The sequence below is a fragment of the Hyphomicrobiales bacterium genome (assembly GCA_016125495.1).
Taxonomy (GTDB): Bacteria; Pseudomonadota; Alphaproteobacteria; order Rhizobiales; family RI-29; genus RI-29.
On record WGLQ01000004.1, the window covers coordinates 374,288 to 399,639 of the forward strand.

A 25,352-nucleotide genomic window follows, 5' to 3' on the forward strand; every position below is an offset into this window, starting at 1 on the left:
AGTGGTGGCCGGCCGCGTTCTTGAGAGCGGGCGTGGAGATCGATGGCGTTCGCCGTGCTGGCCCGCGCCTTCGGCGAGCCGTTCCGCCATCTGGATTGTGCTCGGCCGTGGTCGATGGCGCGCCCGTTTCGCCGTGGGACCCCTCGACTGCAATCTCCAACACGCCGTGCCGGTCCTTACCCGACGTTGGCCATCTCCTTCGGCCGGGCGGCCCGCCGGATCGTCGGCTTTGCTTTGCATGGTGGTCCCGGTTGGCGCTATTGCGTTGCAGGCCAACTGCGCCGACCGCCGTATTCACGCGAGCGCTCGAGGCGGGATCGATGGTCGCGGCTCGCACGGGATGGACGCCCGCGCCGGCGTGGCCGTCGGTCAGCACACAACGAGGAGCAAGCCATGGCGTTGAAACCAGGGTCCGGCGGTGGTGGCGGTCCGGCCGAACTGATGCGCTCGGCGGTCCGCCTCTATGAGACCGGCGACTACGAGCGCGCCCGGAAAACCGCCCGAAAACTCCTTTCGGCCGCGCCCGGACATCCCGACGTCACCCATCTCCTCGGCGCCATTGCACTCGCCGAAGGGCGGTTTCGCGAGGCGATCGACGATTTCAACCGCTCGCTGAAGGCGAACCCGCGCCAGCCGGCGGTGCACAACAACATGGGCGAGGCCCATCGCAGGCTCGGGGAGAACGAGAAGGCGGCCGCCTGTTACGAGGCCGCCATCCGCCTCGATGGGCGAAACGCCGGGTTCCGCAACAATCTCGGCGTTGCGCTCCGCGATCTCGGCCGGCCGGAGGATGCGCTCGCGATGCTGGACGAAGCGTTGCGGCTCGAGCCCGGCAACGCCGCCGCCGAGGTCAACCGCGCCACCGTGCTCCACATCCTCGCTCGCAGCCAGGAAGCCATCGATTCCTACCGCCGGATCCTCGTGCGCGCGCCGCGCAACACCGAGGCCCTCAACAACCTCGGCAGCACACTGAACGACCTCGGGCGTTTCGAGGAAGCCATCGACCATTTCCGCAAGGTCATGGCCATCAACCCGCGCCACACGGGAGCCCATTGCAGCATCGCCGTATCGCTCCTCAAGCTCGGCCGCGGCCACGAGGCGATCCGTCATCTCGAGCTGGCGAAATCGATCGCCCCCGGCGATGCGTCGATCCTCAACCAACTCGGCAATACGCTGCGCGACATGGGCCGCATCGAGGAGGCGCTCGCGAACCTCGAGGAATCGGTGCGCCGCGACCCGACCAGCCACAAGATGCTCTGCCAGCTTGCGAATGGCTACCGCTCGGCCGGTGAGGATGATCAAGCCGAGAAGACCTATCGTCAGGTTCTGGCCCGCGATCCCCTCGCCACGGATTGCTACCGACTGCTGGCCGAGTTCAAGCCCTATCCCCTCGACGGACCGGACGTCGCGGCCATGAAACGCCTCTACGAGGATCCCGCCGCCCTCGACGACGAGCGGCGCATGCATCTCGCCTTCGCGCTCGGCAAGGTCCACGAAGGCGCCAGGGCGTTTGCGCAAGCCTTCGACTATTTCCTCGAAGGCAACCGCCTCCAGCGCGCCCGTTACGCTTATGACCATGCCGAGACCGAGGCCGAATTCCAGCGGATCGAGCAGGTGTTCTCGCGCACGCGCCTCGAGCAGCTGGCCGCCGCCGGCGCCGGCCATCCGGACGCGGCCCCGATCTTCATCCTCGGCATGCCGCGCTCTGGCACCACACTTGTCGAGCAGATTCTCGCGAGCCATTCCGACGTCTTCGGTGCCGGCGAACTCTACGACATGCAGGACATCGCCTCGATCGAGCAGGTGCGCACGACCCGCACCTACCCCGACTGCTTCGCCGATGCCGCGCCCGCGCGCTTCGACGAACTCGGGCGCGAGTACGTCCGCCGGGTCCGCGAGATCGCCGGCACCGCTCCCCGCTTCACCGACAAGATGCCCCACAACTTCCGCTACGTCGGCTTGATCCGCGCCATGCTTCCCAACGCGCGCATCATCCACTGCCGCCGCGAGCCCGCCGACAACTGCTTGTCGATCTTCAAGAATTTTTTCACCGACGCGCACCGCTACGCCACCGACCTCGCCGATCTCGGCCGTTATTACCTCGCTTACCGGGACCTCATGGCGCACTGGGAAGCGATCGCCCCGGCAGCCATCCATACCGTCCAGTACGAGGAAATGGTGGCCGACCAGGAGGGCCAATCCCGCCGCCTGCTCGAATACTGCGGGCTGGCCTGGGAGGATCGGGTGCTCGATTTCCACGAGACCGAGCGCATGGTGAACACCATCAGCGTCAGCCAGGTCAGGCGCCCGATATACACGACCTCGGTCAAGCTCTCCGAGCGCTACGGCGAGCGTCTGCGCCACCTTCTGGAGCACTTGGAGCCGGGTCGATAGGCCCTCACGCGTCCCGGAATGACGCGTGCCGAGCGAAATCTTAACCATTCTCGTGCAAGGAACGGTTGATTACGGGGGCGATGGTCTTGCAACCGCCGTTCTCGCGTCGGACGGTCGACCTCGTAAGCAGAGTCGGCGCCGCTCCTCGGGGCGGAGCCTGCACGTGGCGGTCCAGAGGAGGGTTGGCGGGTTCTCGGTGACACATTCGTGGCGGATCGGCAACAGAGTTGCCTCAAACCCCGAATGACATTGGAGTCCGCCTTTACTCGACTCACCCGTCGCGACTAACTCGGGACACCAGTCGAGTCGTGTGCGTTGCTAATCGCTGAGCAAGAGAGCCAGTAGTCGCTCTGACGACGTGGCCCCAGCCGAAGACAGCAAGCCAATCGCGCACCAGTTCCCGTCAGAGTTCCTGTTGTGTGGAGTACGACCGCGGCGCGCGCCTAGGAGCAGGGCCCCGGTCGAAGGCGAGCAGGCGCATCCGCGCGCTGCTTCACCAGCTATGAAACGAATGATTGTGGAGATGGAAATGATTGGGGGACTTAAAAAGACGTCTAGTCGCCTCGCCATCGCCGCTGCTGCTGGGCTTATGGTGGGCGGTTTCGCGCTGACCCCGGCACAGGCGGCAGACCTTGGCGGTGACTGCTGCGCGGACCTCGAGGAGCGGGTGTCCGAGCTCGAGGCAACGGCCGTTCGCCACGCGAACCGTAAGGTTTCGCTGACGATTTCCGGTCAGGTCAACCAAGCCCTGCTCTGGTTCGACAACAACGAAGAGGCTGACGTCTACGTCATCGACAACGACGAGTCGTCCACCCGCCTCAACTTCCGCGGTGAGGGCACTGTCCGTCCGGGGATGACCATCGGCTTCCAGATCGAATTCGATCTCCAGATGGGCAACAACTTCTCGTTCGACGCCAACGACGGCGACGACGGTGACCTCTTCCAGTTCCGCCGCGCCGAGTGGTATGTCCGTGACGATCGTCTCGGCACGCTGACGGTCGGTCAGGGCTCGATGGCTTCGGACGGCGCCCACGAGGTGTCCTTCTCCGAAGGCTGGTATGCTGGCGTCGGCTACGGCCTCGGCATCACCAACAACTACATCTCGCTCTTCGACGACGTCTCTGGCCTCTACTTCCAGAGCACGACGTGGGCCACGATCGGCACCGACCACGACGCGTCGCGCCGCAACCGTGTCCGCTACGACTCGCCGACGCTGCACGGCTTCACGCTGTCGGCATCGTGGGGTGAGGACGACGAGTGGGATGCCGCTCTGCGCTACTCGAACGAGTGGAACGGCCTGCGCGTTGCAGCCGCCATCTCGTACCACGAGGACCACGACGACAACACCTGCTTCACGAACACCGTTCCGGAAAACCACACGTCGGTTCCTGGTGTTCTGACGGGCAACGACTCGAACTGTACGTCTACCGAGACGTGGGGCGGCTCGATCGCCTTCCTGCACGTTCCGTCGGGCATTCACCTCCAGGGTGGTTACTCTGAGCGTGAATTCATCAACACGGACGGCAACGATGCCGTCGTCGCTCTGCGCGAGGCCAACGAGGCCGAGCACTGGTGGATCGCTGCTGGTATCCAGGGTCGCTGGAACCACCTCGGTCTCTCCGACGTCTCGATCCAATACATCGAGAACACCAACCAGGGCGTTCTGGGCCTCGACTACACCAACTGGGCGATCAGCTTCACGCAGGCGATCGACGCGGTTGGTGCGACGGCCTACATCGCCTACCACCACGAGGAGTTCGACGACAACGCACTCTTCGGCGTGGACGTCGGTGGCGAGATCGACCGTGTCATCGCTGGCATGCGCGTCCGCTTCTGATCGGAACGGCAACGACTACGGGAAAGGGGCGCGTCGGCGCCCCTTTTCTTTTGCGCGCGTCGAACGCGCGAAGGTTTCCTAGCTGGCGGTGGATTGAGGCCCGAAGGCCCTCGAGCGCGCATTGCGAACGCCACACGCCGCCCCCACCATTTGCACTGCAAGCATTCCCAAACACTTGTGATTTGTGTTGTGCGCGCTATTTGAGGCAGAATACGCCCTGTGGACGTTGCACTTTTCATGAGTTGGCCACTGTTCCGACATGGCGGGGCCAAGTGCGGTGTATAGCTTGTGGACAACGGGCCCCCATTGTTGCGTGGCAGTCACAATTTTGCCCAAACGGCCGGAGTTGCCGTGCGTTAGCAGGCGTTTAACTTGCCGGATGGCACTCTGCTGGCGGAAAGATGAGATGCGGTCGTGACGTTGAAGTTGCATTTGCGGGGTAGTTGTCGATGACCAAGTTGTTGGGCACCTGTTTAGTGGGAGCGGCGCTACTTCTGGCGGGCCCTGCTCTCGGGTTTCAGGAGACGAGCGTGCTTCCGGGCGTCGCTTCACCCTCGGGTGGGCCGGTTGCCGGTATCGCGAGCGGGCAGGACGGTGCGTCCCCTGGCTCCGCGAACCAGACGAGTGTCGAGTTCCCGGGATTCGGCAGCCTCGGCGTGCTGCCCAAGCTCGACTTCGGTCTCGAGCTGCTCTACGGCGCCAACGAGCCGACATCGGCCGAGGATATCGGGGTCGGCGATGCCGATGCGCTCAAGATCCAGGGCCGCGTCAAGCACCGCTTCTGAGCCTGCAATTCCGCTCGAAGGCGCCCCTCGGCTGGGGGCTCGCGGAGGTCGACGCCAACTGCAAGGATTTCCGACGGACGCTCCCCATGCGGCGAGCGTCCGTTTTTCGTTGTCTCCGTCCGGTTGATGATTGAGCGCGGCGCCAGCCACCAGCTGGGCGCTTCAGCCGACGGATACTCTGGCGATCGAGGCATTGAGCCCACGCCATTCGATCGTACCGCGCGCGACATCGATGGTCATGAGGTCCTCACCGACGACGACCGGCCCCGCGAAGTCATGCATCACGCGCGCGAGCAGCGCGCCTGCATCGGTTTCCGGCGGCACGATGTGGGTGAGGACGAGCGCCCCAACCCTCGCCTCCCGCGCAACGATGCCAACCTGATCGGCAAGTGTGTGATAGCTCATGACGTTGTGGATCGTCGCTTCGGTCCTGAGGCTACCCGTTTGCAGCGTCGTTGGCCCGGGGTGGGTCATCACCTCGTGCACCAGCACGTCCGCGCCCGCAGCCGCCCGCGCGAGCCCCTCGCAGGGGCGCGTATCGCCGGAGAGGACCAGTCGGCGCCCACCGGCCTCGAACGAAAAGCCGAAGGCATGCGGCACCGGCGCGTGCTCGACCCTGAATGCGGTGACCTTCACTCCCTGGTTGTCGATGAGGCAGGCACCCTCGACGATCTCCTCGACCTCGATGTCGAAGGCCGCCGTGCTGGTGCGCGCCTCGAACGCGATCCTGAGATCGCGCTCCTCACGGTAAGCCTCCATCTGCATGTCGATGAACCGGCGGGTTCCAGGCGGACCGAAAATGCGCTGCGGTCGGTCACGGTTCTGATGCCAGGAGGAGATCAGAAACTGGTAGAGGTCGACGACGTGGTCGCTGTGCAGATGCGTGAGAAGAACGGCATCGATGTCGCGGCCGCAGGCGCCGGCGGCGAGCAGCCTCTGCGTTGCTCCGGACCCCAGGTCAACCAGCACGTTCAGCGGCCCACAGCGAACGAGGCTCGCCGGTCCATGGCGCCGCGTCGAGACCACTGGGCAGCCGGTGCCGAGAAGCGTGATCGAGAGCCGCCGGTCGGTCATCTTTCCTCCGAGGCAACGCGCTTCGGTCTGCCAGCGTTGCAGGCTGCCGACTTCCAAGCAGCGCTCGCAGCCCCTAGTGATAGGGCATGATCATCGCAGGCATCGCCGGTTCGCGGCAAGCTGTCCACCGCAACCTCCTCGCCCTCGCCATCGCCGCCGTTGGTGGCCTTGCCGCCGAGCACCTCGGGCTCGTTGCCGGTTTGCTTTCCGGCGCCATGTTCCTGGTCGCGGTTGCCGCGCTTTCCGGTGTGCCGATCGAGGTTTCGGGCCGTGTCCGATACGTGGCTTTTGTCGCCATCGGCATTGTTCTCGGGTCGACCGTCACCGAGGAGACGATTGCCTCCGTGCCGCGCTGGCCGGCCTCGATCGCCGCGCTCGCTGCCTCCGTCGTCGTGGTCATGCTCATCCTGCCGCGCTACCTCATGCGCCGGGCCGGGCTCGACGAGACGACGGCGCGGCTCTGCGCCATTCCGGGAGCGCTGAGCTTCGTCTTGGCGCTCTCGATCGACCTCGGCGCCGATACCCGTCGCGTGGCGGTGATGCATACGCTGCGGGTCACGCTGCTCCTGCTGTTCATTCCGGCGGCGGTTCAGCTCTGGTTGGGACACGTCCCGGTGCCGATGGTGCCGCACACCACTCTCGGTCTCGGCGAACTGGCCGGCCTCTTTGCCGTGTCCGTCATCGCGACCGAGATCGCCAAGCGCTTCGGCATGCCGTCACCGTCGTTCACGATGCCGCTCTTCGTGGCCGCGGCCGCCTGTGGCAGCGGCCTGTTGCACGGCGGTGTTCCGGCCTGGATCGTTTGGCCGGCCCTGATCGCCACGGGTGCCGCCGTCGGCGCCCGATTCATCGGGATGACCGTCGCCTTTCTGCTGGAGAGCCTGCGTCTCGCGATGGCCGGTTTCGCGATCTCGGTGGGCACCAGCATCGCCTTTGCCGTGGCTGCCTCGGAATTGCTCGGCTTGCCGCTGGTCCAACTCTTGCTCGCCTTCGCGCCGGGCGGGCTCGATGCGATGACGGTGCTGGCCTTCATGTTGGGTGTCGATCCGGCCTTCGTTGCTACGCACCAGCTCATTCGCTTTCTCGGCCTCGCGATGGCGGTGCCGTTCCTCTTTCGCCGCGAGGCTCGCATCGAGCGCGCGGGTCCGCCGGGAGAGTGATCGCGGTTCCGGGGCCGCCGGCCAAGCTTTGGCCACAAGTGGCCATTGGTGTTGGCCGGCGGCGTCGTGGCGCCACGTTCGGTTTCGATGACTTGGAGGTCGAGGTTGCCGGAGGGGGAGAGAACGCCGCACGAGGCCGAGGCGATCGACGTTGCGCCGCCGCACCTCGATCCGATTGGGGCGATCGCCCCGCCGCGCGCCGCCCTTCACACCTGGCCCTGGCGCCGCCTCGCCCTCTCGGGGATGATCGTCCTGGCGGCTTTTTGCCTCTACAATGGCATCACCCAGCCGATCATCCGATTGACGCAGCTCTACGTGTTCAGTGACGCCCATTCGCTGGCGAGCGCCGTCTATGCGCTCTATCTCGACGGCGAATTGATGCTGGCGGCGATCGTGCTCGTCTTTTCCATTCTTCTCCCGACCGTCAAGCTCGGCTATCTGCTCGTGCTTGCGACGCTGCCGACCGAACGCTTGCGCACCCGCCAGCGCGTGCTCCAGCGCCTGGAAGGCATCGGCAAGTGGTCCATGCACGATGTTTTGATCCTCGCGATCACCATCGTCTATCTGAAGTCCTCCGGCCTCAGTGACGCCACCAGCCAGCCGGGGGCCCGCTACTTCGCGGTCTCCGTCATTCTCATCATGCTGGCCTACGGTTGGATCAAGCACTCCGCGCGGGAGGTGGTCGCGACAGGTGCGATGGCGCCGGAGCCCGGCACCGGCACCGGTCCGGGTGCCTTCGCCGGCGGCGCCCCCTCTCCCTTCCATCCGCTGCGCCGCCTCGCCATCGCGGTGCTGACGGCCGCCGCCGGGATCACCCTGGCGCTCGGCCTTTCGCTTCCGACGATCAAGCTGACCAAACTCTACGTCTGGACCGACGAGCACTCGGTGCTCACCGCCATCTGGGCGCTGGTGCAGGACGACGAGGTCTTCCTCGCTGTCCTGATCGGTCTCTTTTCCGTTGTTTTCCCCACCCTCAAGCTCTTCTACCTGATGGCGGTTTCGAACCTGTCGACGGTTCGCCCGCAGGCTCAGAGCCGGCTCTTCACGCGCCTCGAGTGGCTCGGCAAGTGGTCGATGATGGACGTGCTCGTGCTCGCCCTCATCATCTTCTACGTCAACGCGTCGTCGTTCGCCGAGGCGAGCGCGCTGGCCGGCATCTATTATTTCACCGCGAGCGTGTTCCTGACCATGTTCGCCTATGCGCTGGTCAAGGGCGGTCTCGTCGCGCGTCGGCCGGCCGGGCGCCCCGTGCCGCCGGCCGCGCCGGATCCCCTCAAGCCTGGAGGCGATCCACGAACCAGCGCGTCAGGCTGAGCCAGACGGCGTTCTTTTCCTCGGCATCCTCATAGCCATGGTCGATGTTGGGATTGTCGTTGATCTCCATGATGAAGACGCCGTCGGGGGTCTCCTTGAGATCGACGCCATAGAGCCCGTCGCCGATGAGGCGCGCCGCATGGATGCCGGCATCGAGCACTTCCGGCGGCACGTCGGCGAGTGGAACGGCTTTGCAGCCGCCCTGTGTCACCGTCCCGTCGGCCTTGTTGTTGACGATCTGCCAGTGGCCGCGCACCATCGGGTACTGCGCCGCAAAGAGGAGTTCGCCGCCGAGCACGCCGATGCGCCAGTCGAAGCTCGTCGGGATGAATTTTTGGGCGAGCAGGAGATCACTGTCCTCGAACCAGAGCTTCGTCAGCGCCTCGAGTTCGGCCATGTTGTCGGCCTTCTTGACGCCGCGGCTGAACGAGGAGTCGGGCGCCTTGATCACCACCGGAAAGCCGATCTCGTCGGCCACCATGGCGAGCGGCGTCGAGGGCCGCACCGCCATCGTCTTGGGCTGCGGCAGTCCGGCGAGCGAGAGCCTCTCCCAGAGGAAGACCTTGTTCGTGCAGCGGATCATCGAGATCGGATCGTCGATCACAGGCATTCCCTCCGCCCACGCGCGGCGCGCGAAGCGGTAGGTATGGTCGCGGATCGACGTCGTTTCGCGGATGAAAAGAGCGTCGAATTCGGCCAGCCTCGAGATGTCGCGCTTCTGGATCGGCTCGACTTCGACGCCCTGCTTTTCCGCGATCCGCGCCCAGTGCTTCAGCGAGGAAAGCGCCGAGGGGGGCTGCGGGTCCTTGGGATCGAAGAGCAGACCGATGGAATAGCGCGGCACCATGCGCGGCTTGGGCGAGCGCCAGGAGCGCTTGCAATAGACGGCGAGCGAGGCCGCGAAATGGGCCCGCTCCTCCTTGCTGAGGGTGTTGATGCCGCGGGTCTTGATGTTCTGGATGCGGATGCTCCGGTTGGCGCCGGCCCCCGTCACGCTGAGGCGCACGCTGAGGATCGGCGCGCGGAACCAGTCGAACAGCAGCCGCGCGAAGCGTTTGACTGGAGGAAAATCAGGCTGGCCGAGACAGAAAAGGATGCGTTCCGGAATATCGGCGCTCTGCGTGTCTGCGAGGTCCTTGCCGAGCGCGTCCTCCAGCTCCGGCAACGCTTTCTCGAAACCGTGCCGTCCCTCGAGGTCGAGGATCGTCTCGACCATGGGGATGATGCGGTGACCGCGCGCCTCCGCCAGCAGCGAGGCGTGATAGCCGTCGCTCTGGTAGTTGTAATTTCGAGAGAGATTTATGAGGCGCTGGCCGGATCGTTCGAATACGGCCGGCAGCCACACATAGTCTCCCGTCGTTGCGAGGCGGTAGGGCGCGCCGAGATTCTCGAGGTCGCGCAGATCGTCGGCGAGAATGATCCAATCGGTCACGGGTGCCATGGTTCCCGGCTAGGTTGCGATGAGATTGCGAAAGATAACCGCGGCGCGCAGATTGTTGCGACCGTGGCGCCACATGCGCTCGAGTTCATCGTCCGGCACCGGCACGGAGACGGCGTCGAGCGCGGTCTCGTCCTTCTCGGCATCGACGAACGGATCGTGCACGAACACATGGCCCTTGTTGCACGCATAGGCAAGCACCCAGTGCGGCAAACGCTCGGCCAGCATGCGATGGCCCGAGATGAGCAGCGCCGCCAGCGCGCCGTCGTCGATCGCCAGGCGCAGTTCCGCGATCGAGAGGCGACGACGGTGGACGGGGATTGCGAGTTTCTCGGCGCGCACCGCGAGGTCTTCCTGCGCGAGCTGCATGACGCGCCGCTTACGCTCGTCGCGCACCGTCTGCAGGAGGTGCGGCCCGTCGGTGCTGACGTGAAGTTCGGCCGCCAAACCCCGTTCCGCGGCCGCGACAGCGATGCCGACCGGCTCGCAGCCCCCGATTCCGCGCGCCATGTAGACCGTCGTCGCCACCTTCCAGAGCGCGATTTCGTCCAGCGCGCTCGGCTCGTAACCGGGTGAAAGGCGCGACAGCGCCATCATCAGGCAGGCGGGCCCGCATGTGAAATCGGTGGTCTGCGGCCAGTATCGGGGCACGCGGTCGGCGGCCGGCGGTTCGCCCGAGAGCCGTTTCGACATTCGCACCGCGTCCGAGCCGTCGGCGTAGTAGTGCGGCAGATGCATGAGCGGGCGAAACCCCAGGGATCGATAGAGTGTGATCGCCGGCGTGTTGTCGGGATCGACCTCGAGGCGCAGCACGTGCCGGTCGAGCTCGAGGAGTGCGTTTTCCATCTCGCCGAGCAGTGCGCGGGCAACGCCGCGCCCTCGCGCGCTCGCCGCCGTCGCGATGGAATAGAGCCGGGCCGAGCCGGTTCCACGTCGAAAAAGGCAAAGTGCGTAGCCGAGGAGGGTGCCGGCGGTTGCGCCAGCGACGGTCGTTCCCGGCTCGTGAGATTCGACCGCCACGAGGAGGAGTGCCGACGGGGAGGTAACGAAGCTCTGGAAGCTGCGGCGGGAAACCCGGTCGCTGGAAAAGGAGACATTCTCGAGGGCGACGAGATGGTCGACGTCTCCGGCCACGGCCCGTCGTATCGCAATGTCCGGTGTGGCCGCGAGGCCTGATTGGCGCTGTTCGATAGCGACGGCGCTTGCCATTGTCGGCCTTGGCCCGAAGGGGCGGTGGATGTGACGCCGCTAATTAGTGGCGCGCGGGAGCCGCTGCAAGTGTCGTGGAGGGTGGGGCCGCTCACAAATTGTGTCAGCGCGCCCGCACCGGCACCGGGCCGCGACTTCAGGGAAGCAGGATCGTTGCCCCGGTCGTCGCGCGCGCCTCCAGTTCGCGGTGCGCCTCGGGCGCCGCCGAGAGCGGATGCCGCTTGCCGATCTCGATCCGCACCTTGCCCGACGTCACCATCGCGAAAAGGTCGTCCGCCATTTCCTGGCAGCGCTCGCGCGTCGCGATGTGAGTGAAGAGGGTCGGCCGCGTCAGATAGAGCGAGCCCTTGGCCGCGAGCACACCGACGTCGAATGGCGCCACCTTGCCCGAGGCATTGCCGAAGCTGATCATCAGGCCGAACGGGGCAAGGCAATCGAGCGAGCCGTCCCAGGTATCCTTGCCGACCGAGTCCATGACGACCTTGACGCCCTTGCCGCCGGTGATCTCGCGAACGCGCTCGACGAAATTCTCCGTTCGGTAATTGATGACGTGAGCCGCGCCGGCCGCCTTGGCGCGCGCGCATTTCTCGTCACTTCCCGCCGTGCCGATGAGGTTCACCCCCATGGCGCGGGCCCACTGGCAGGCGATGAGGCCAACGCCACCGGCGGCAGCATGAAAGAGCACGGTGTCGCCGGCTTCGAGCCGTGCCGTGCGCCGGAAAAGGTACTGCGTCGTCAGCCCCTGCAGCATCATCGCCGCGCCTTCCTCGAAACTGATCGAGGCGGGCAGGCGGCAGACCTGCTTGGCCGGCATCACGCGCGCGCTCGCATAGGCCCCCGGAGGATTGGCCGCATAGGCGGCCCGGTCTCCGGGAACGAGGTGCTCCACACCCGCACCGACCGCCTCGATGGTGCCGGCTCCCTCCATGCCGATGCCGTGGGGCAGGGTGAGCGGATAGAGGCCGCTGCGATGATAGACGTCGATGTAGTTGAGGCCGATCGCGCCATGCCGGATGCGAACCTCGCCTGGACCGGGTTCGCCGACCGCCACGTCACGCAGCCGCATTTGCTCCGGCCCACCGAAGGCCTCGATGACGATCGCCTGTTCCATCATGTATTCTCCGTTGGGTTGGCAAGGGATGGGTCGACCATCCGGTCCGTTGCCGTCGCGCGATCCGATGTCGCCAGCGCGCCTCGCGTCACGGCCTGGAGCAGTGCGTGATCGAGCAGGTGCGACGGCCTGACATTGGCGAGCGCCCGCAGCATCGTCTGCTTTCGCCCCGGGAACTCGCGTTCCCAGGACGCCAGCATCGCCTTCATGGCGTTGCGCTGCAATCCGTCCTGTGAACCGCAGAGATCGCATGGAATGATGGGGAAGCGCATCGCCTCGGCGAACCGCGCGATATCGGCTTCACTGCAGAGCGCGAGCGGGCGCAGCACCAGCAGATCGCCCTCGTCGTTGACGAGGCGCGGCGGCATCGTCTCGAGACGACCACCGTGAAAGAGATTGAGCAGGAACGTCTCGAGGATATCCTCGCGGTGATGCCCGAGCACGACGGCATCACAGTCCTCCTCGCGCGCGATGCGGTAGAGATTGGCTCGCCTTAGCCGCGAGCAGAGCGCGCAATAGGTCTGGCCCTGCGGCACCTTGGCGGTGACGACGGAATAGGTGTCCCGCCGCTCGATGCGGTGTGCGATGCCATGTCGCTCGAGGAACTCCGGCAGGACGTTCGCGGGGAAATGCGGCTGGCCCTGGTCGAGGTTGCAGGCAACGAGATCGGCGTCGAGAAGGCCTTGCCACTGCAAGTCGAGGAGCACCGCGAGCAGTGTGTAGCTGTCCTTGCCCCCTGAAAGACAAACGAGCCAGCGAGCCCGCCGACGCCGCCGAGCAGGCTCCGGGGCGCCGCTCGCGCGCCCGGCGAGCGGCGCGAGCATGGCGTAGTCCTCGATCGCCTGGCGCGTCTGACGTACGAGGCGCTTGCGCAGCTTCTTGAAACCGACGCTGTCGGGCGTATCGGAAAACAGGGAGTGGCCGCCGGCCGTATCGGCTTGCGGCTTCGGTTCGATCGGATCGAAGGCATTCCTGACGGCGGCGGGCGCGTTACAGTCCCGGCGGTCCATGGCCTTCTCCCCGCCGACGGCGACCGCGCTCCGGCCAATGGCAAGAGCGCGGGTCCGATCGGTCAGCGCGAGTAGAACTCGACGACGAGGTTCGGTTCCATCATCACCGGATAGGGCACCTCGGCGAGCTGCGGCGTGCGCACGATGCGGCACGACAGCTTCTGATGGTCGACCTCCAGATAGTCCGGCACGTCGCGCTCGCCCGACTGCACGGCTTCGAGCACCAGACCGAGCTGGCGGGACGCTTCCTTGATCTCGATGACGTCACCGACACGGCAGCGGTAGCTCGGGATGTTGACGCGCCGTCCGTTCACTTTGACGTGCCCGTGGTTGACGAACTGGCGCGCGGCGAACACCGTCGGCACGAACTTGGCGCGATAGACGACGGCATCGAGCCGGCGCTCGAGCAGGCCGATCAGGTTCTCGGACGTGTCGCCCTTGAGACGCGCTGCCTCGCGGTAGATGGACTTGAACTGCTTTTCCGTGATGCTCGCGTAGTAGCCTTTGAGCTTCTGCTTGGCGCGCAGCTGCACGCCGAAGTCCGAGAGCTTGCTCTTGCGCCGAGCGCCGTGCTGACCCGGACCGTTCTGGCGCTTGTTGAACGGGCTCTTCGGCCGACCCCAGATGTTTTCGCCGAGTCGGCGGTCGATCTTGTGCTTTGCGCTGATGCGCTTGGTCATGTGTCGCTCCAAAAAAGAAGGAAGGCCGCAGGCCTTGGCCCACGGACCGGTTATGAAGCGCGTCCTCCTCTGGGCGGTTTTCCACCCCGACAGCCTGCCGGCTCGAAGGCCCGCAGGCGCGGATACGCAATGCGAGACGGGCCCAAACGGGCCCGCCTGAAAGCTCTTATCGTCGAGAACGGCGGCGCTGTCAAACGCTGCGCACGGAACGCTCGAGCCCCGGCGATGGCAACGGGCGCCCTCGGCCCTCGAGGCGCCTCAGCTCGTGCAGCCGATGATGTGCTTGGGGTCGGCCTTGCAGACGTTTTCCTTGATGAGGCGCAAGATCTCCTGGCGCTCTTCCTCGGTGCAGGTGCGCTCCTGCAGTTCGCTGGAGCTCTCGTTGAGCTGCACTTCCTTGTCGCCGTTCCGATCGACCAGCTTCACGTTGCCGGTGAGCCACATCACGGTGAACAGATGCAGCTGGCTGATGTAGAGCATCTGCTGGTCTGTCCACTTGTTCTCGACGCTCTCGGCCCGCATCATGGTCTGGAAGTTGGCGGCCTGCGCTTCCGGCAGATTGCAGATTTGCGCATGCGCCGAGAGCCGCGCCACCTTGATGATGCGCCGCGCGGCATCGACCGGCACCATGTTCTCGTCGCGCTTGGACTTGTCCACGATGATCACCTTGCCCGTCGGGGCGGTGAACTTCGAGGGCAGGATCGACCACGCATAGGTCATCAGCACATTGACCGAGCGGTCGCTCAGCTCCTGGGCCACGGCAGTGCTGGAGGCCGCGGTGGACGCCCCCAACAATGCGGCGAAGGCCCCCGCATACGCCGCCGCCCGCAGCGTTATCGCACGCTTATTCGACATGAACTCCGCCCCTGTCCGTCGTTGCCGGCCACGCTATCACCGAGCGGCCGGAGAGCAAGGGCAAAAGAGGGCATAACTATGGCGTCGGCCGGCGACGCAGATGCGCACCTGTTAACGATGCGACAATGCCACGCAGTGTGCGCACTTCCTGTTCGCTCGGTTCCATGCGCGCGAACATGCTTCTGAGGTTGCGCACCATGCTGGCCCGCTTCTCCGGCGGCTTGAAGAAGCCGCTCTTGTCGAGTTCCCCCTCGATGTGACCGAAGAAGCCGAGGAGCTCTTGGCGGGTCGCCGGCGGAGAGCCCCTGAGGCGCGGCCCGGAGCCCACGATGCCATCGAAAGTGGTGTGCCGGCCGAGCCCTTCACCATCCACCAGTTTCCGCCATTCGTAGCCGATGAGCAACACGGTCTGGGCAAGGTTGATGGAAGCGAAGCGCGGATTGACCGGGGCCATGACGATGGAATCGGCGATTGCCACCTCGTCGTTCTCGAGGCCGGTCCGCTCGGGACCGAACAACACACCGACCCGCTGACCCGCGAGGATCCGCGAGCGCAAGGCCAGCGCCGCCTCCTCGAGGTCGAGCACGGGCTTGGCCATGTCGCGGGGCCTTGCGGTCGTTGCCACGACGTAATTGAGATTGCCGACGGCGCCGGCGACATCGGCGTGCAGGCTGGCCCCGTCGACGATCGAGTCGGCTCCCGACGCCGCGCGGCGTGCGAGTTCATTCGGCCAGCCGTCCCGCGGCGAAACCAGCGAGAGTCGCTCGAGGCCGAAGTTGGCCATCGCGCGAGCCGCCGCGCCAATGTTGTCGCCGAGCTGCGGGCGAACGAGGATGATGTCCGGGGTGGTGGGGGCATCGCCACGCCCTTCGGGCGCAGGCGTGCCGGCGGGCGGGCACGGTTCGGTCATGCACGCTGCTATAGATGGCCTCGCATTGGAGGGAAAGCCGGTCCCATGTTGGGACCGGCGCTGGCGAGGTCGATCTACTGGTTGAGGATGTTGTTGATCGCGTCGGATGAGTTGAGGTTGGGCTTGGGTTCGATCGGCGTGTTCGCCGGAACGTCGGCGGGCGGCGTGCTGGGCGGTACGGGCGAATAGCCGCCGCCACCGTCGGCCACCAGCAGCTTGGGCCGGAACACGAGGCTCAGCTGGCGCATCCGCGTGACCTGGGCGGGCGAGAACACACGAAGGCAGGCATCGTCCGAATAGTTCATGAAGTTGGTGATGGAGTCACTGCCCGGCCGGTGCGGGCAGCTGTCGCGCTCGGTCGGGCAACCGGTGGTCGGCTCGGCCTCGAACGGCGTGTCGTCGATCTGATCGCCGAGCCCGTCGCAGCCGAAGGCGAAGGTGTGGTGCAGTCCGAGCCAGTGGCCGATCTCGTGCGTCGCGGTCTTGCCGAGCCCATAGGGCGCCGGCCCGCCGGGAAGCGTATCGTAATGCAGCACGACACCGTCACGCAGTGGGGTCTCGGCGAGTTCCCAGGGGAATGTGGCAAAGCCGAGCAGGGATTCGCTGTTGCTGCCCGTATAGATGTTGAGGATGGATTCCGGGTCGCGGACCAGTGACGACTTGGCTGCCGCCTCGGCCTCCGAGCCGAAGTCCAGATTGAACCACTCGGCCTGCTCGACATACTCGATCCGGTCGAGCCGGAACGTGAAGCTGGAACCTTCGAAGTCCTTGTTCATGACTGCGACCTGCTCGGCGACTCGCGCCTCGGTCACGCGTCCGTCCGTACCGTTGTGAATGACGTTGAACCGGCACGGCACGACGAACTTGGCATTGGCGAAGACGCCGGACTGCTGCTGCACGAGACCTTCGGCACGCTGCACGACGGCCTTGGCGACTTCGGCGGTCGGCGTTGGCGTGCCGCAGCGCCGCCCTGCCGCCACGAACGCCTGCTGACTGGCGAAGGTTCGCCCACCGAAGGTGAACGATGTGACCTGGGCGCTGGCAGGCACCACGCCTGCGGTGACCGCGCAGGACGCGCAGGAGACGAGGAAGCGACGACGGGTGAGATGGCTCTTCATGGGGATCGACCTGTGCGAGGGACGACGAGTAGTATGCCACGACGGCACGCGAGCGGCATTGCTCCGCATCGATATGGAGCAGCGAGAGCGCGACGGGCCCGGTCGTCCCGCCCGATCCATCACGATCCCGGAACGTTGAGCACGAGCCTAGGGGGAGCCACGCCAATGGGCAAGTTCCGCGGTCGGACAGTGTTACGGGCCGCCATCGGGGGCGTGGCGCTCATCGTCGCACTGATCGCCACCGTTGGGGCAGGTCGAGCCAGCGGTCCAGGCTCGCTGCATGGCGGCATGACCATCGTGACCGGACGCGACAATCTCGCCGAGCGCGAGCGTGGCACGAGGTCCGTGCTCGCCGAGGTTTTGGCCCGCCTCGTTGGCGATCCGGCGGCCGGCGCCCTCGCCGATCCGCTGGACGCTGCCGCGCTCGAGGCGATGGTCGCCGAGCGTCACTATCGCGATCGCAAGGAGGGCATCCAGATTTCCGACGAGCAAGGCACGCGTGATCGCTCGTTCGAACTCTCGGTCGAATTCACGCCGGATGCCGTCGAGGCACTCCTCGCGCGCCATGGCAGGCGCGCCTGGCTCGGGGCCCGGCCCCGCCTCCGGGTGCGCCTCACGGTCGTCGATGGCGCGGCGACGTTCATCGTCACCGAGACATCGCGCCTCGGATGGGGGCAGCGAGAGGTCATGGCCAGTGTCGGGACCCGGACCGGCATCGCCCTGCTGCCGCCACCCGAGAGCGACGTCATGGGTCTCGGCGGAGCCGACGGTCTGGTCATAGGCCACATGTCGGTGACGCCGGACGGCTACTGGCGGACGGCATGGAAGGTCGAGGTCGCCGGCCACGAGCAGGGCTTCGAACTGGAGCCGACCACCTACGACCGTGCCATCGAGGCGATGGCCTGGCGGATTGCCGCCGCGCTCGCCGAACGCGACCGGCGCTGAAGGCGCGTCGGCGCGGGGCGAAGGATTCTCAGGGCGTCAGCCGGCCTCAGGAGCCGAGCCGCGCTCCGACCGCGATGCCGGCCGCGCCCGCCACGTCACCCGCCGGGGACTTCTCCCCCTTGCCGAAACGGACACGCTTCATGAGGACCGCCCCGCCCGACGCCGCGACGCGGATGCCTTCGTTCGAAACGGAAAGCACCTCGCCGGGTGCCCCGCCCGTCTCACCCTCGATCCGCGCGCTGTCGAAGACTTGCAGCGTCTCGCCCTTCCACGTGGTCCAGGTTCCCGGCTGCGGGTTGCCCGCACGAATGAGATCGTAGATTTCGTTCGCCGGCCGGGACCAGTCGATCTTGGCCTCGTCGCGCCCGAACCAGGATTCGTAGCTGCCCTTCGAAAGGTCCTGGACGATGCGCGGCGCGCTGCCGGCCTTCACGAGGTCGAGCGCTTCGATCATCGCATCGACGCCCATCGGAAAGAGCTTCTTGAAATAGACGTCCCCGAGCGTTTCGTCCGGCCCGATCTCGCACTCCTTCTGCAAGAGGATGGGGCCTTCGTCGAGACCGTCGTCCGGCCAGAAGATGGTGAGGCCCGTGCGTTTCGCTCCCTTGGCGATTGGCCAGTTGATCGAGGACGGCCCCCGGTGCATCGGCAGCAGTGAGGGATGGTATTGGAAGGAGCCGAGACGCGGCGCGTTGCGGATGTTCTCCGGCACGAACAGCAGAACGTAGGCCATCATGCAAACGTCCGCATCGAACGAGCGGATGAGCGCCTCGGCCTCGGGTGTCCGCCAGGACTTCGGTTGATGCACTGGCAGCCCTTTTTCCGCTGCATAGGCCGCAAGCGGGTCGCGGGGCCGGCCCTCCTTGTCGGGTGCGCCGAACACCCCGACGACATTTTCCCCCCTATCGAGCAGTCGCTCGAGCACCGCCTTGCCGAAGGCCTGCTGTCCGTGCACTACGATTCGCATGCGCGCTCCTCCGTCCTGACGAGTCGCCCTCGTTCCCGCCCGGGGCGGGTGGGACGCACCCCTGCCTATCCGTGTGTCGGGAGCGGGCGCCGGAGCGCGCCCCCTGGAGAACTGCCGGCTGCCTTCGGTCTACATGTCACCGTCGGCAGCCGGCCTTGCCAGGGCTGCCCCCCCGAGCGCCCCGGCTGTAACTGGCGCGGCCCTATTCGGCCGCCGCGCGTGCGGCAACGTGCGTCGCTCCCGCTTCCCGCAGGCGTGCCACGTCCTCGCTGGAATAACCGAGCACCTGGGTGAGGATTTCATCGGTATGCTCGCCGAGCAGCGGCGAGCGCGTCACCTCGACAGGGCTGTCGGACATCTTGATCGGGCAACCGACGGAGAGGTATTTTCCGCGCTCGGGATGGTCGACCTCCACGATCGTGCCGGTGGCGCGAAGTCCCTCGTCCTCGGCGATCTCCTTCATTGAAAGGATCGGGCCGACTGGAATGTCGAGGGGGTTGCAGATGTCCATGACCTCGAACTTGGTCTTGGTCATCGTCCACTGCTCGATGCGCGCGAAGATTTCGTTGAGCTTGTCGAGCCTCTCGTGCGGCTTGGCGTAGCCGGGCTTGGTCTTCCACTCGGGTTCGCCGATGACGTCGCAAACCTTTTCCCAAACGGCGGCCTGGGTGATGAAATAGGTGTAGGCGTTCGGGTCGGTTTCCCAACCCTTGCATTTCAGGATTCGGCCCGGCTGGCCGCCGCCCGAGTCGTTGCCGGCCCGGGGCACCGCATCGCCGAACGGCACGCCCTCGCCGAACTGGGAGTACTCCTTGAGCGGCCCCTTCTCGATGCGCTGCTGGTCGCGCAGCTTGACGCGGCAGAGGTTGAGCACGCCGTCCTGCATCGGTGCGAGCACGCGCTGGCCTCGTCCACTCGCCTCGCGCTGGAAGAGCGCGGCCACGATGCCGAGGGCGAGGTGGAGACCCGTGCCGGAATCGCCGATCTGCGCGCCGGTGACGAGCGGCGGTCCATCCCGGAAACCGGTCGTCGACGCGGCCCCGCCGGCACACTGCGCGACATTCTCGTAGACCTTGCAGTCCTCGTACTTGCCGGGACCGAATCCCTTGACCGAGGCCATGATCATCCGCGGATTGAGCTCCTGGATGCGTTCCCAGGAAAAGCCCATCCGGTCGAGCGCTCCTGGAGCGAAATTCTCGACCAGCACGTCACATGTCTTGACGAGCCGTTCGAGAACCTCCTTGCCCTCCTTCGTCTTGGTATTGACGGTGATGGAGCGCTTGTTGTGGTTCAGCATGGTGAAGTAGAGGCTGTCGGCGCCCGGCACGTCGACGAGCTGCTTGCGCGTCGCGTCACCCTCGCCCGGCCGCTCGACCTTGATGACGTCGGCCCCGAGCCAACCCAGAAGCTGCGTGCACGTCGGGCCCGACTGGACATGCGTGAAATCGAGGATGCGGACCCCCTCGAGGGCTTTGGTGGTCATTTGCTGTGCTCCTGCTCGTCGCTCGCCTGATGGGGAGCGTAAACCCGGTGCCCGCCCCTCCGGGCCACCCGGTGATCGCTGCTTCGGGCGAAAGCCGGCGCCCCGCCGGCCGCTGCCGGCAAGGCGTTCGGCCCGCTACTTGTACATGGTTTGATTTTTCGTCCCCGGTGCGTATTCGTTCGGGTCGATCCAGACGTTGACGACCGCGCACTTGCCGGACTTGGCGATCGCCTCGCGCGCCCTCTGCAGCGCCGGCCCGATCTGGTCCGCCTCGCGCACCTCCTCGCCGTAGCCGCCGATCATGTGCCCGAACTTGGAGAACTCCACGTCGCCGAGCTTGTTGCCGATGTCGCCACGATTGGCGCCGTACTTGGCGATCTGGCCATAGCGGATCTGGTTCATCGCCGAATTGTTGCCGATGACCGCCAGGAACGGCGCGCCGAAGCGCTGGGCAGTCTCCATGTCGAAGGCGGTCATGCCGAACGAGCCGTCACCGAAGAGGCACATGACCTCCTTGCCCGGATGGGCGAGCTTGGCGGCCATGGCAAATCCGGTGCCGACGCCGAGGCTGCCGAGCGCGCCGGGGTCCATCCATTGTCCGGGAGCGCGCGGGCGCACGGCTTGTGCGGAGATGGTGACGACGTCGCCGCCGTCGCCGATGTAGATGGTGTCCTCACCGAGGAATTCGTTGATCTCCCATGCGAGCCGGTAGGGATGGATCGGCGAGCGGTTGGACTTGAAGAGCGGCATGAGCTTTTCGAGCTTGCTCTCCTCCATGGCTCGCAGCTGCTTCATCCACTGCAGGCGCTCCTGGCGCGCGCCGGCATCGAGCCGGCTGTTGGCGGCCGCCGCCACCGCCGAAAGGATGGTTCCGGGATGGCCCGAAAGACCGAACGTGATGTCGCGGTTCTTGCCGACCGTGCGATAGTCGAGGTCGATCTGCACGAGCGTCGGGGCTGAAATCCGCTTGCCGTAGCCCATCCGGAAGTCGAAGGGCGTGCCGACGATGAGGATGACGTCGGCATCCTTGAAGGCTTCCGAGCGGGTGCGGTCGAAATGGTGCGGATCGTCGTTGGGCAGCATGCCGCGGCTGGCACCGTTCATGTAGGCCGGGATGTCGAGCGCGCGAACGAACGCGGCGGCCTCCTTGTGGCTCTGCGAGGCCCAGACCTGCTGGCCGAGCAGCACGGCCGGGCGCTTGGCCTTGACGAGCACGTCCGCCAGCCGCTCGATGTCACGCGGATCGCCGAGCGAGCGCACCGAGGCGCGGTAGTGGCCGGGCGCCGGGATGCGCGCTTTCTCGATCGGGATCTCGGCGTCGAGTACGTCGCGGGGGATTTCGAGGTAGGAGGGACCGTAGGCGCCGGAGAAGCACTCCCGCGCCGCCATGGCGATCATGTCGGCGACCCGGTCGGTGGAAAAGACGCCGGACGCGAATTTGGTGATCGGCGTCATCATGTCGACATGCGGCAGGTCCTGCAGCGAGCCCATCTTGTGCTGGGTCAGCGAGGACTGGCCGCCGATGTGCAGGATCGGGCTTTCCGAGCGAAACGCGGTGGCGACACCGGTGACCGCATTCGTGCAGCCTGGCCCGGCGGTCGTCACGACGCAGCCGAGCTTGCCTGTTTGGCGGGCATAGCCGTCGGCGGCATGGGCCGCGACCTGCTCGTGCCGCACGTCGACGATGCGGATGCCCTCGTCGAGGCAGCCATCGTAGATGTCGATGATGTGCCCGCCGCAGAGCGTGAAGATCGTATCGACGCCCTCGTTCTTGAGGGCCTTGGCGACGAGATGGCCGCCGGAAATGACGCTGCCGTCCTTGGTCTTCTGGGCCAGCGTGTCAGTCGCGGTGTCGCGTTTCACTCCAGCACTCCCGTTGGTCATCGTCGTCTCCGATTGGCAAGCAGCTTCAGTCGTTGTCCAGGCCGTCGAGGTCGAGGTTGCGCTCGACGTGGGCGCGAAGGTTCAGCGTGTGGTCGCGCACGAGGCGCTCCGCGAGTTCGGTGTCGCGCTGCTCGATGGCTTCGATGATGTGGATGTGATCGACGATCGAGCGGGACGCGCGATCGTTGTCACCGATCGTGCGCGCGCGGATCGCCCGAACGTGCATGAAGAGCCCTTCCGCCGTGCTCTCGAGGATGGCGCACTTGGAGAGCTTCAGGATCCGCTGATGGAAGGCGATGTTGGCGTCGGAATACTCGTCGAGGACGGCCATCACCCTCTGGTTCTGGAACCGGTTGAACAGCTCGCGCAGGCTGGCGATTTCCTCGTCGCTGGCCTCGAGCGTGACGAGGCGGGCAGCCATGCTCTCGACCGCCGCCCAGAGCGTGATCATCTCGAGGATCTCGCGCTTGGATTTGCGCAGGATGAAAACGCCGCGCCGCGGCACCGTGCGCACGAACCCCTCGTGCTCGAGCCGTCCGAGCGCCTCGCGAAGTGGCGTGCGGCTGACCCCGAAGCGCTTTGAAAGTTCCCGCTCGTCGAGCTGCAGTTGGGCGTCCTTGTGGTAGATGTTCATACTCCCGATGGCGGCGCGCAGGGCCTCGTAGGTCCTCTGCTTGAGGGTTGCCCCCTGATCGATGGGTACGACGTTCAACTCGAGTGCGGTCGCCATGTGATCAGCCTCGAAAATCCCTGTCGGCGCCGGCCCACGGGGCTCGCGTGACATTGTCGTGCACTATTCGCCCTGCCACGGTTCGCCCTGCGCTCGCCAGGCGAGGCGCGGCGCCCGGTCGTCGCCGCCATCCGCTCGTACGCCCCTGCGCCGCGCGTCGCACGACCGGTCCGGTCACCGCGCCGTTGCATGGTGCCGTGGCAACTCGAGCGACTGGCATACCATACACCACATAGCGTGGCATCAGGCAAGGTCCGACCGGACGCACCGTCCTGCACCGAGGCGATCGCCGTCCGGCACCCTCGATTGTGATCAGGCTCCGTTGGCGGCAGCGCTTTTCTGGCGCCGACGCCGGAACGCGAGGAACAGCGGGTAGACGAAGAGCGCGATCGCGCAGAGGAAGATCACGCCCGAGAGGGGGCGCGTGAACAGGGTCGTCCAGTCGCCCCGATCGGCGATCAGCGACTGGCGGAGCGAATTCTCGGCGAGTGGGCCGAGCACGATCGCCAGCACAAGCGGCGCCATCGGATAGTCGAGCTTGCGCATCAGATAGCCGACCACGCCGAACAGCAGGATGAGCCAGGGGTCGAACATCCGGTTGTCGGGGGCGTAGCCGCCGATGAAGCAGAGCACGAAGATCATCGGCGCGAGGATCGAAAATGGCGTGCGCAGCACCCAGATGAAGAGTGGAATGAGCGCGAGGTTGAGAACGAGCGTCAGGAGGTTGGCGGCATAGAGGCTCGCCGTCAGGCCCCAGACGAACTCGGGCTCGGTCGTGAACAGCAGGGGGCCCGGCGTCAATCCCCAGATGATCATGCCGCCGAGCAGGATCGCCGTTGTCGGCGAGCCCGGGATGCCGAGCGTCAGCATCGGCAGCATCGAGCCGGTCGAGGCGGCGTTGTTGGCGCATTCCGGGGCGACGACGCCGTTGACCTCGCCCTTGCCGTAGCGGTCCGGATCGTTCGACATCGACTTGGTGAGGCCATAGGCCATGAGCGATCCCGGGGTCGCGCCGGCGGCGGGCAGGATGCCGACGAAATAGCCGAGGAACGAACTCATCACCATGGTTCGCCCGGAGTCCTTCAGCTGGCGCATGGCATCGAGGAAGCGGGCGAAATTGTAGGTGTGCGAGGCCATTTGCGCCTTGCCGCGGGAGGTTTCCATCGTCCAGAGCATCTCGCCGATCCCGTAGATGCCGATGGCGAGCACGATGAACGAGATGCCTTTGTAGAAGCCCTGCAGGTCGAAGAAGATGAGGCGCGGCCGCCCGGAGATGATGTCGAGGCCGACCGTGGCCAGCACGAGGCCGAGGAGGATCATGAAGATCGTCTTCGGGATGTCGTCCCCGCTCAATCCCACGAACGTCGCGAAGGCGAGCACCATGAGGGCGAACTCCTCGTGCGTGCCGAAGCGCAGCGCGAAGTCGGCGAGCGGAGGAGCGAAAAGCGTGAACAGGACGATCGAGATCGTGCCCCCGACGAAGGAGGCGACGGCGGCGGCGACAAGGGCATGGTCGGCCTTGCCCTGGAGCGCCAGGGGGCGGCCGTCGAAGGTCGTTGCGACCGCGGTCGAGGCGCCCGGAATGCCGAGCATGATGGAGGAAATCGCGCCGCCGTACATGGCTCCGTAGTAGATCGCGGCGAGGAAGATGATCGCGGCCGTCGGCGGCACGATGAAGGTGATCGGCAACAGGATGGCGACGCCGTTGACCGAGCCGAGCCCAGGCATCGCGCCGATGAAAAGCCCCAGCAGGCAGCCGAGTGCCATCAGGCCGAGATTGAGCGGTTGGAATGCGATGCCGAAGCCGTCGATGAGGTGGCCGAGCAACTCCATTTGACGTCCCCCAAGCGGGCCACCGGGCCCCGTTTACAGGCTGCGCGTCGAGTGGGTGGGCAGCCGGCCGCAGGCCGATCCGCCGCCCGCCTCAGTAGACGAAGATCTTGTAGAGCGGCAGGAAGAACGGCTCCGTGATCCCCTTCGGCAGCAGGATTTTCATGCCTCCCTCGAAGAGGAGGAAGATTACGACCGGCGTCAGCAGTGAAACCGCGAGGGTCGTTGTGATCGAATGGCGCCCGAGGATGCCGACTTGAAACAGAAGGAAAAGCGTGATCGCGACATAGGCCCCGAGCCAATGCGTCAGCGCCAGCATCGCGAAAATCGAGAGGGTCGTGATCCCGACCATGCGCACCGTGTAGGCATCCATGAACGCGGCACGCGAACGAGTGATGTTCGTCGTTCTCAACAGGCCGCGAACGAAGATGACGATGCAGCAGACGAGCATCCCCGCCGACAGCCAGAACGGCAGCCAGCCGCTTCCCGGACCCTTGTCGGGGACCCAGTCGATTCGCAGCGGCGGCACTTGGCTGAGGTACATCAGGTAGATCGAGAACAGCCCGAGCACGAGCGCCATGACGAGTTCGGCCGCACGCATCGTGCCCTCCCCGAGCT

21 protein-coding genes are annotated in these 25,352 nt (G+C 65.9%); 6 read left to right on the top strand and 15 right to left on the bottom strand.

What is annotated here, in order from left to right:
- Positions 1-42: 42 nt before the first annotated feature.
- The 3 genes from GC150_04380 to GC150_04390 all read left to right on the top strand — a co-directional run bounded on the left by GC150_04380 (position 43) and on the right by GC150_04390 (position 5,016).
- Positions 43-2,394, top strand: a complete 2,352-nt coding sequence (locus GC150_04380; GenBank protein ID MBI1384128.1) for a tetratricopeptide repeat protein — start codon at positions 43-45, stop codon at positions 2,392-2,394.
- Between the two features lie 502 nt (positions 2,395-2,896).
- A complete protein-coding gene (locus GC150_04385; protein MBI1384129.1) occupies positions 2,897-4,231 on the top strand; it encodes a porin in 1,335 nt (444 codons plus the stop codon).
- A 449-nt stretch (positions 4,232-4,680) separates the two neighbouring features.
- Positions 4,681-5,016: a hypothetical protein gene (locus tag GC150_04390; protein MBI1384130.1), complete on the top strand. Its 336-nt coding sequence runs from the start codon at positions 4,681-4,683 to the stop codon at positions 5,014-5,016.
- A 162-nt stretch (positions 5,017-5,178) separates the two neighbouring features.
- On the opposite strand, the gene GC150_04395 is transcribed toward GC150_04390, so the two are convergent.
- Positions 5,179-6,090 carry an MBL fold metallo-hydrolase gene (locus tag GC150_04395; protein MBI1384131.1) on the bottom strand — a complete coding sequence of 304 codons (912 nt, stop codon included), beginning with the start codon at positions 6,088-6,090 and terminating at the stop codon, positions 5,179-5,181.
- Positions 6,091-6,176: 86 nt separating this feature from the next.
- Here GC150_04395 and GC150_04400 point away from each other — a divergent pair, with 86 nt between their 5' ends.
- A complete protein-coding gene (locus tag GC150_04400) occupies positions 6,177-7,250 on the top strand; it encodes a hypothetical protein (protein MBI1384132.1) in 1,074 nt (357 codons plus the stop codon).
- Positions 7,251-7,337: 87 nt separating this feature from the next.
- Positions 7,338-8,564: a paraquat-inducible protein A gene (locus GC150_04405; GenBank protein ID MBI1384133.1), complete on the top strand. Its 1,227-nt coding sequence runs from the start codon at positions 7,338-7,340 to the stop codon at positions 8,562-8,564.
- Here the strand turns inward: GC150_04405 and GC150_04410 are convergent.
- The 8 genes from GC150_04410 to GC150_04445 all read right to left on the bottom strand — a co-directional run bounded on the left by GC150_04410 (position 8,524) and on the right by GC150_04445 (position 17,015).
- On the bottom strand, positions 8,524-10,005 hold the full coding sequence (locus tag GC150_04410; protein MBI1384134.1) for a RimK family alpha-L-glutamate ligase: 1,482 nt from the start codon (positions 10,003-10,005) through the stop codon (positions 8,524-8,526). The genes GC150_04405 and GC150_04410 overlap by 41 nt on opposite strands.
- Positions 10,006-10,014: 9 nt before the next feature.
- The gene (locus GC150_04415) at positions 10,015-11,211 is read right to left on the bottom strand and encodes a GNAT family N-acetyltransferase (GenBank protein MBI1384135.1); all 1,197 of its coding nucleotides are present in this window, start codon (positions 11,209-11,211) and stop codon (positions 10,015-10,017) included.
- Positions 11,212-11,347: 136 nt separating this feature from the next.
- Complete coding sequence (locus tag GC150_04420) at positions 11,348-12,322, bottom strand: NADPH:quinone reductase (GenBank protein ID MBI1384136.1); 975 nt, start codon at positions 12,320-12,322, stop codon at positions 11,348-11,350.
- The gene (gene ttcA / locus GC150_04425) at positions 12,322-13,332 is read right to left on the bottom strand and encodes a tRNA 2-thiocytidine(32) synthetase TtcA (GenBank protein ID MBI1384137.1); all 1,011 of its coding nucleotides are present in this window, start codon (positions 13,330-13,332) and stop codon (positions 12,322-12,324) included. The genes GC150_04420 and ttcA overlap by 1 nt, the downstream gene beginning before the upstream one ends.
- Before the next feature lie 62 nt (positions 13,333-13,394).
- Complete coding sequence (gene rpsD, locus GC150_04430; protein ID MBI1384138.1) at positions 13,395-14,012, bottom strand: 30S ribosomal protein S4; 618 nt, start codon at positions 14,010-14,012, stop codon at positions 13,395-13,397.
- A 258-nt stretch (positions 14,013-14,270) separates the two neighbouring features.
- The gene (locus GC150_04435) at positions 14,271-14,867 is read right to left on the bottom strand and encodes a hypothetical protein (GenBank protein MBI1384139.1); all 597 of its coding nucleotides are present in this window, start codon (positions 14,865-14,867) and stop codon (positions 14,271-14,273) included.
- A gap of 76 nt (positions 14,868-14,943) precedes the next feature.
- The gene (locus GC150_04440; protein ID MBI1384140.1) at positions 14,944-15,777 is read right to left on the bottom strand and encodes an RNA methyltransferase; all 834 of its coding nucleotides are present in this window, start codon (positions 15,775-15,777) and stop codon (positions 14,944-14,946) included.
- A 74-nt stretch (positions 15,778-15,851) separates the two neighbouring features.
- Positions 15,852-17,015, bottom strand: coding sequence for a zinc metalloprotease (locus tag GC150_04445; protein MBI1384141.1), 1,164 nt, complete (start codon positions 17,013-17,015; stop codon positions 15,852-15,854).
- Here GC150_04445 and GC150_04450 point away from each other — a divergent pair.
- Entirely contained in the window at positions 16,884-17,840 is a 957-nt protein-coding gene (locus GC150_04450) for a DUF2066 domain-containing protein (protein ID MBI1384142.1), read from the top strand. The two genes, GC150_04445 and GC150_04450, sit on opposite strands and share 132 nt — an antisense overlap.
- Before the next feature lie 46 nt (positions 17,841-17,886).
- Here the strand turns inward: GC150_04450 and GC150_04455 are convergent, their stop codons facing one another.
- From GC150_04455 to GC150_04480, 6 genes are all read right to left on the bottom strand, one after another.
- Positions 17,887-18,807 carry a methionyl-tRNA formyltransferase gene (locus tag GC150_04455; GenBank protein ID MBI1384143.1) on the bottom strand — a complete coding sequence of 307 codons (921 nt, stop codon included), beginning with the start codon at positions 18,805-18,807 and terminating at the stop codon, positions 17,887-17,889.
- Between the two features lie 202 nt (positions 18,808-19,009).
- Positions 19,010-20,290 (bottom strand): formyl-CoA transferase, encoded by a 1,281-nt coding sequence (frc, locus tag GC150_04460; GenBank protein MBI1384144.1) that lies wholly within the window; start codon positions 20,288-20,290, stop codon positions 19,010-19,012.
- A 135-nt stretch (positions 20,291-20,425) separates the two neighbouring features.
- Complete coding sequence (locus GC150_04465; protein MBI1384145.1) at positions 20,426-22,174, bottom strand: thiamine pyrophosphate-binding protein; 1,749 nt, start codon at positions 22,172-22,174, stop codon at positions 20,426-20,428.
- Between the two features lie 25 nt (positions 22,175-22,199).
- Positions 22,200-22,904 (bottom strand): FCD domain-containing protein, encoded by a 705-nt coding sequence (locus GC150_04470; protein ID MBI1384146.1) that lies wholly within the window; start codon positions 22,902-22,904, stop codon positions 22,200-22,202.
- A gap of 312 nt (positions 22,905-23,216) precedes the next feature.
- Positions 23,217-24,737 carry a tripartite tricarboxylate transporter permease gene (locus GC150_04475; GenBank protein MBI1384147.1) on the bottom strand — a complete coding sequence of 507 codons (1,521 nt, stop codon included), beginning with the start codon at positions 24,735-24,737 and terminating at the stop codon, positions 23,217-23,219.
- Between the two features lie 91 nt (positions 24,738-24,828).
- Positions 24,829-25,335 carry a tripartite tricarboxylate transporter TctB family protein gene (locus GC150_04480; protein ID MBI1384148.1) on the bottom strand — a complete coding sequence of 169 codons (507 nt, stop codon included), beginning with the start codon at positions 25,333-25,335 and terminating at the stop codon, positions 24,829-24,831.
- Between the last annotated feature and the right edge of the window lie 17 nt (positions 25,336-25,352).

Excerpts from the sequence above, each read along its gene's own strand:
- GC150_04380 (MBI1384128.1), top strand. The coding sequence starts at position 43 with ATGGCGTTCGCCGTGCTGGCCCGCGCCTTCGGCGAGCCGTTCCGCCAT.
- GC150_04385 (MBI1384129.1), top strand. The coding sequence starts at position 2,897 with ATGAAACGAATGATTGTGGAGATGGAAATGATTGGGGGACTTAAAAAG.
- GC150_04390 (MBI1384130.1), top strand. The coding sequence starts at position 4,681 with ATGACCAAGTTGTTGGGCACCTGTTTAGTGGGAGCGGCGCTACTTCTG.
- GC150_04395 (MBI1384131.1), bottom strand. The coding sequence starts at position 6,090 with ATGACCGACCGGCGGCTCTCGATCACGCTTCTCGGCACCGGCTGCCCA.
- GC150_04400 (MBI1384132.1), top strand. The coding sequence starts at position 6,177 with ATGATCATCGCAGGCATCGCCGGTTCGCGGCAAGCTGTCCACCGCAAC.
- GC150_04405 (MBI1384133.1), top strand. The coding sequence starts at position 7,338 with ATGACTTGGAGGTCGAGGTTGCCGGAGGGGGAGAGAACGCCGCACGAG.
- GC150_04410 (MBI1384134.1), bottom strand. The coding sequence starts at position 10,005 with ATGGCACCCGTGACCGATTGGATCATTCTCGCCGACGATCTGCGCGAC.
- GC150_04415 (MBI1384135.1), bottom strand. The coding sequence starts at position 11,211 with ATGGCAAGCGCCGTCGCTATCGAACAGCGCCAATCAGGCCTCGCGGCC.
- GC150_04420 (MBI1384136.1), bottom strand. The coding sequence starts at position 12,322 with ATGGAACAGGCGATCGTCATCGAGGCCTTCGGTGGGCCGGAGCAAATG.
- ttcA (MBI1384137.1), bottom strand. The coding sequence starts at position 13,332 with ATGGACCGCCGGGACTGTAACGCGCCCGCCGCCGTCAGGAATGCCTTC.
- rpsD (MBI1384138.1), bottom strand. The coding sequence starts at position 14,012 with ATGACCAAGCGCATCAGCGCAAAGCACAAGATCGACCGCCGACTCGGC.
- GC150_04435 (MBI1384139.1), bottom strand. The coding sequence starts at position 14,867 with ATGTCGAATAAGCGTGCGATAACGCTGCGGGCGGCGGCGTATGCGGGG.
- GC150_04440 (MBI1384140.1), bottom strand. The coding sequence starts at position 15,777 with ATGACCGAACCGTGCCCGCCCGCCGGCACGCCTGCGCCCGAAGGGCGT.
- GC150_04450 (MBI1384142.1), top strand. The coding sequence starts at position 16,884 with ATGGCTCTTCATGGGGATCGACCTGTGCGAGGGACGACGAGTAGTATG.
- GC150_04445 (MBI1384141.1), bottom strand. The coding sequence starts at position 17,015 with ATGGATCGGGCGGGACGACCGGGCCCGTCGCGCTCTCGCTGCTCCATA.
- GC150_04455 (MBI1384143.1), bottom strand. The coding sequence starts at position 18,807 with ATGCGAATCGTAGTGCACGGACAGCAGGCCTTCGGCAAGGCGGTGCTC.
- frc (MBI1384144.1), bottom strand. The coding sequence starts at position 20,290 with ATGACCACCAAAGCCCTCGAGGGGGTCCGCATCCTCGATTTCACGCAT.
- GC150_04465 (MBI1384145.1), bottom strand. The coding sequence starts at position 22,174 with ATGACCAACGGGAGTGCTGGAGTGAAACGCGACACCGCGACTGACACG.
- GC150_04470 (MBI1384146.1), bottom strand. The coding sequence starts at position 22,904 with ATGGCGACCGCACTCGAGTTGAACGTCGTACCCATCGATCAGGGGGCA.
- GC150_04475 (MBI1384147.1), bottom strand. The coding sequence starts at position 24,737 with ATGGAGTTGCTCGGCCACCTCATCGACGGCTTCGGCATCGCATTCCAA.
- GC150_04480 (MBI1384148.1), bottom strand. The coding sequence starts at position 25,335 with ATGCGTGCGGCCGAACTCGTCATGGCGCTCGTGCTCGGGCTGTTCTCG.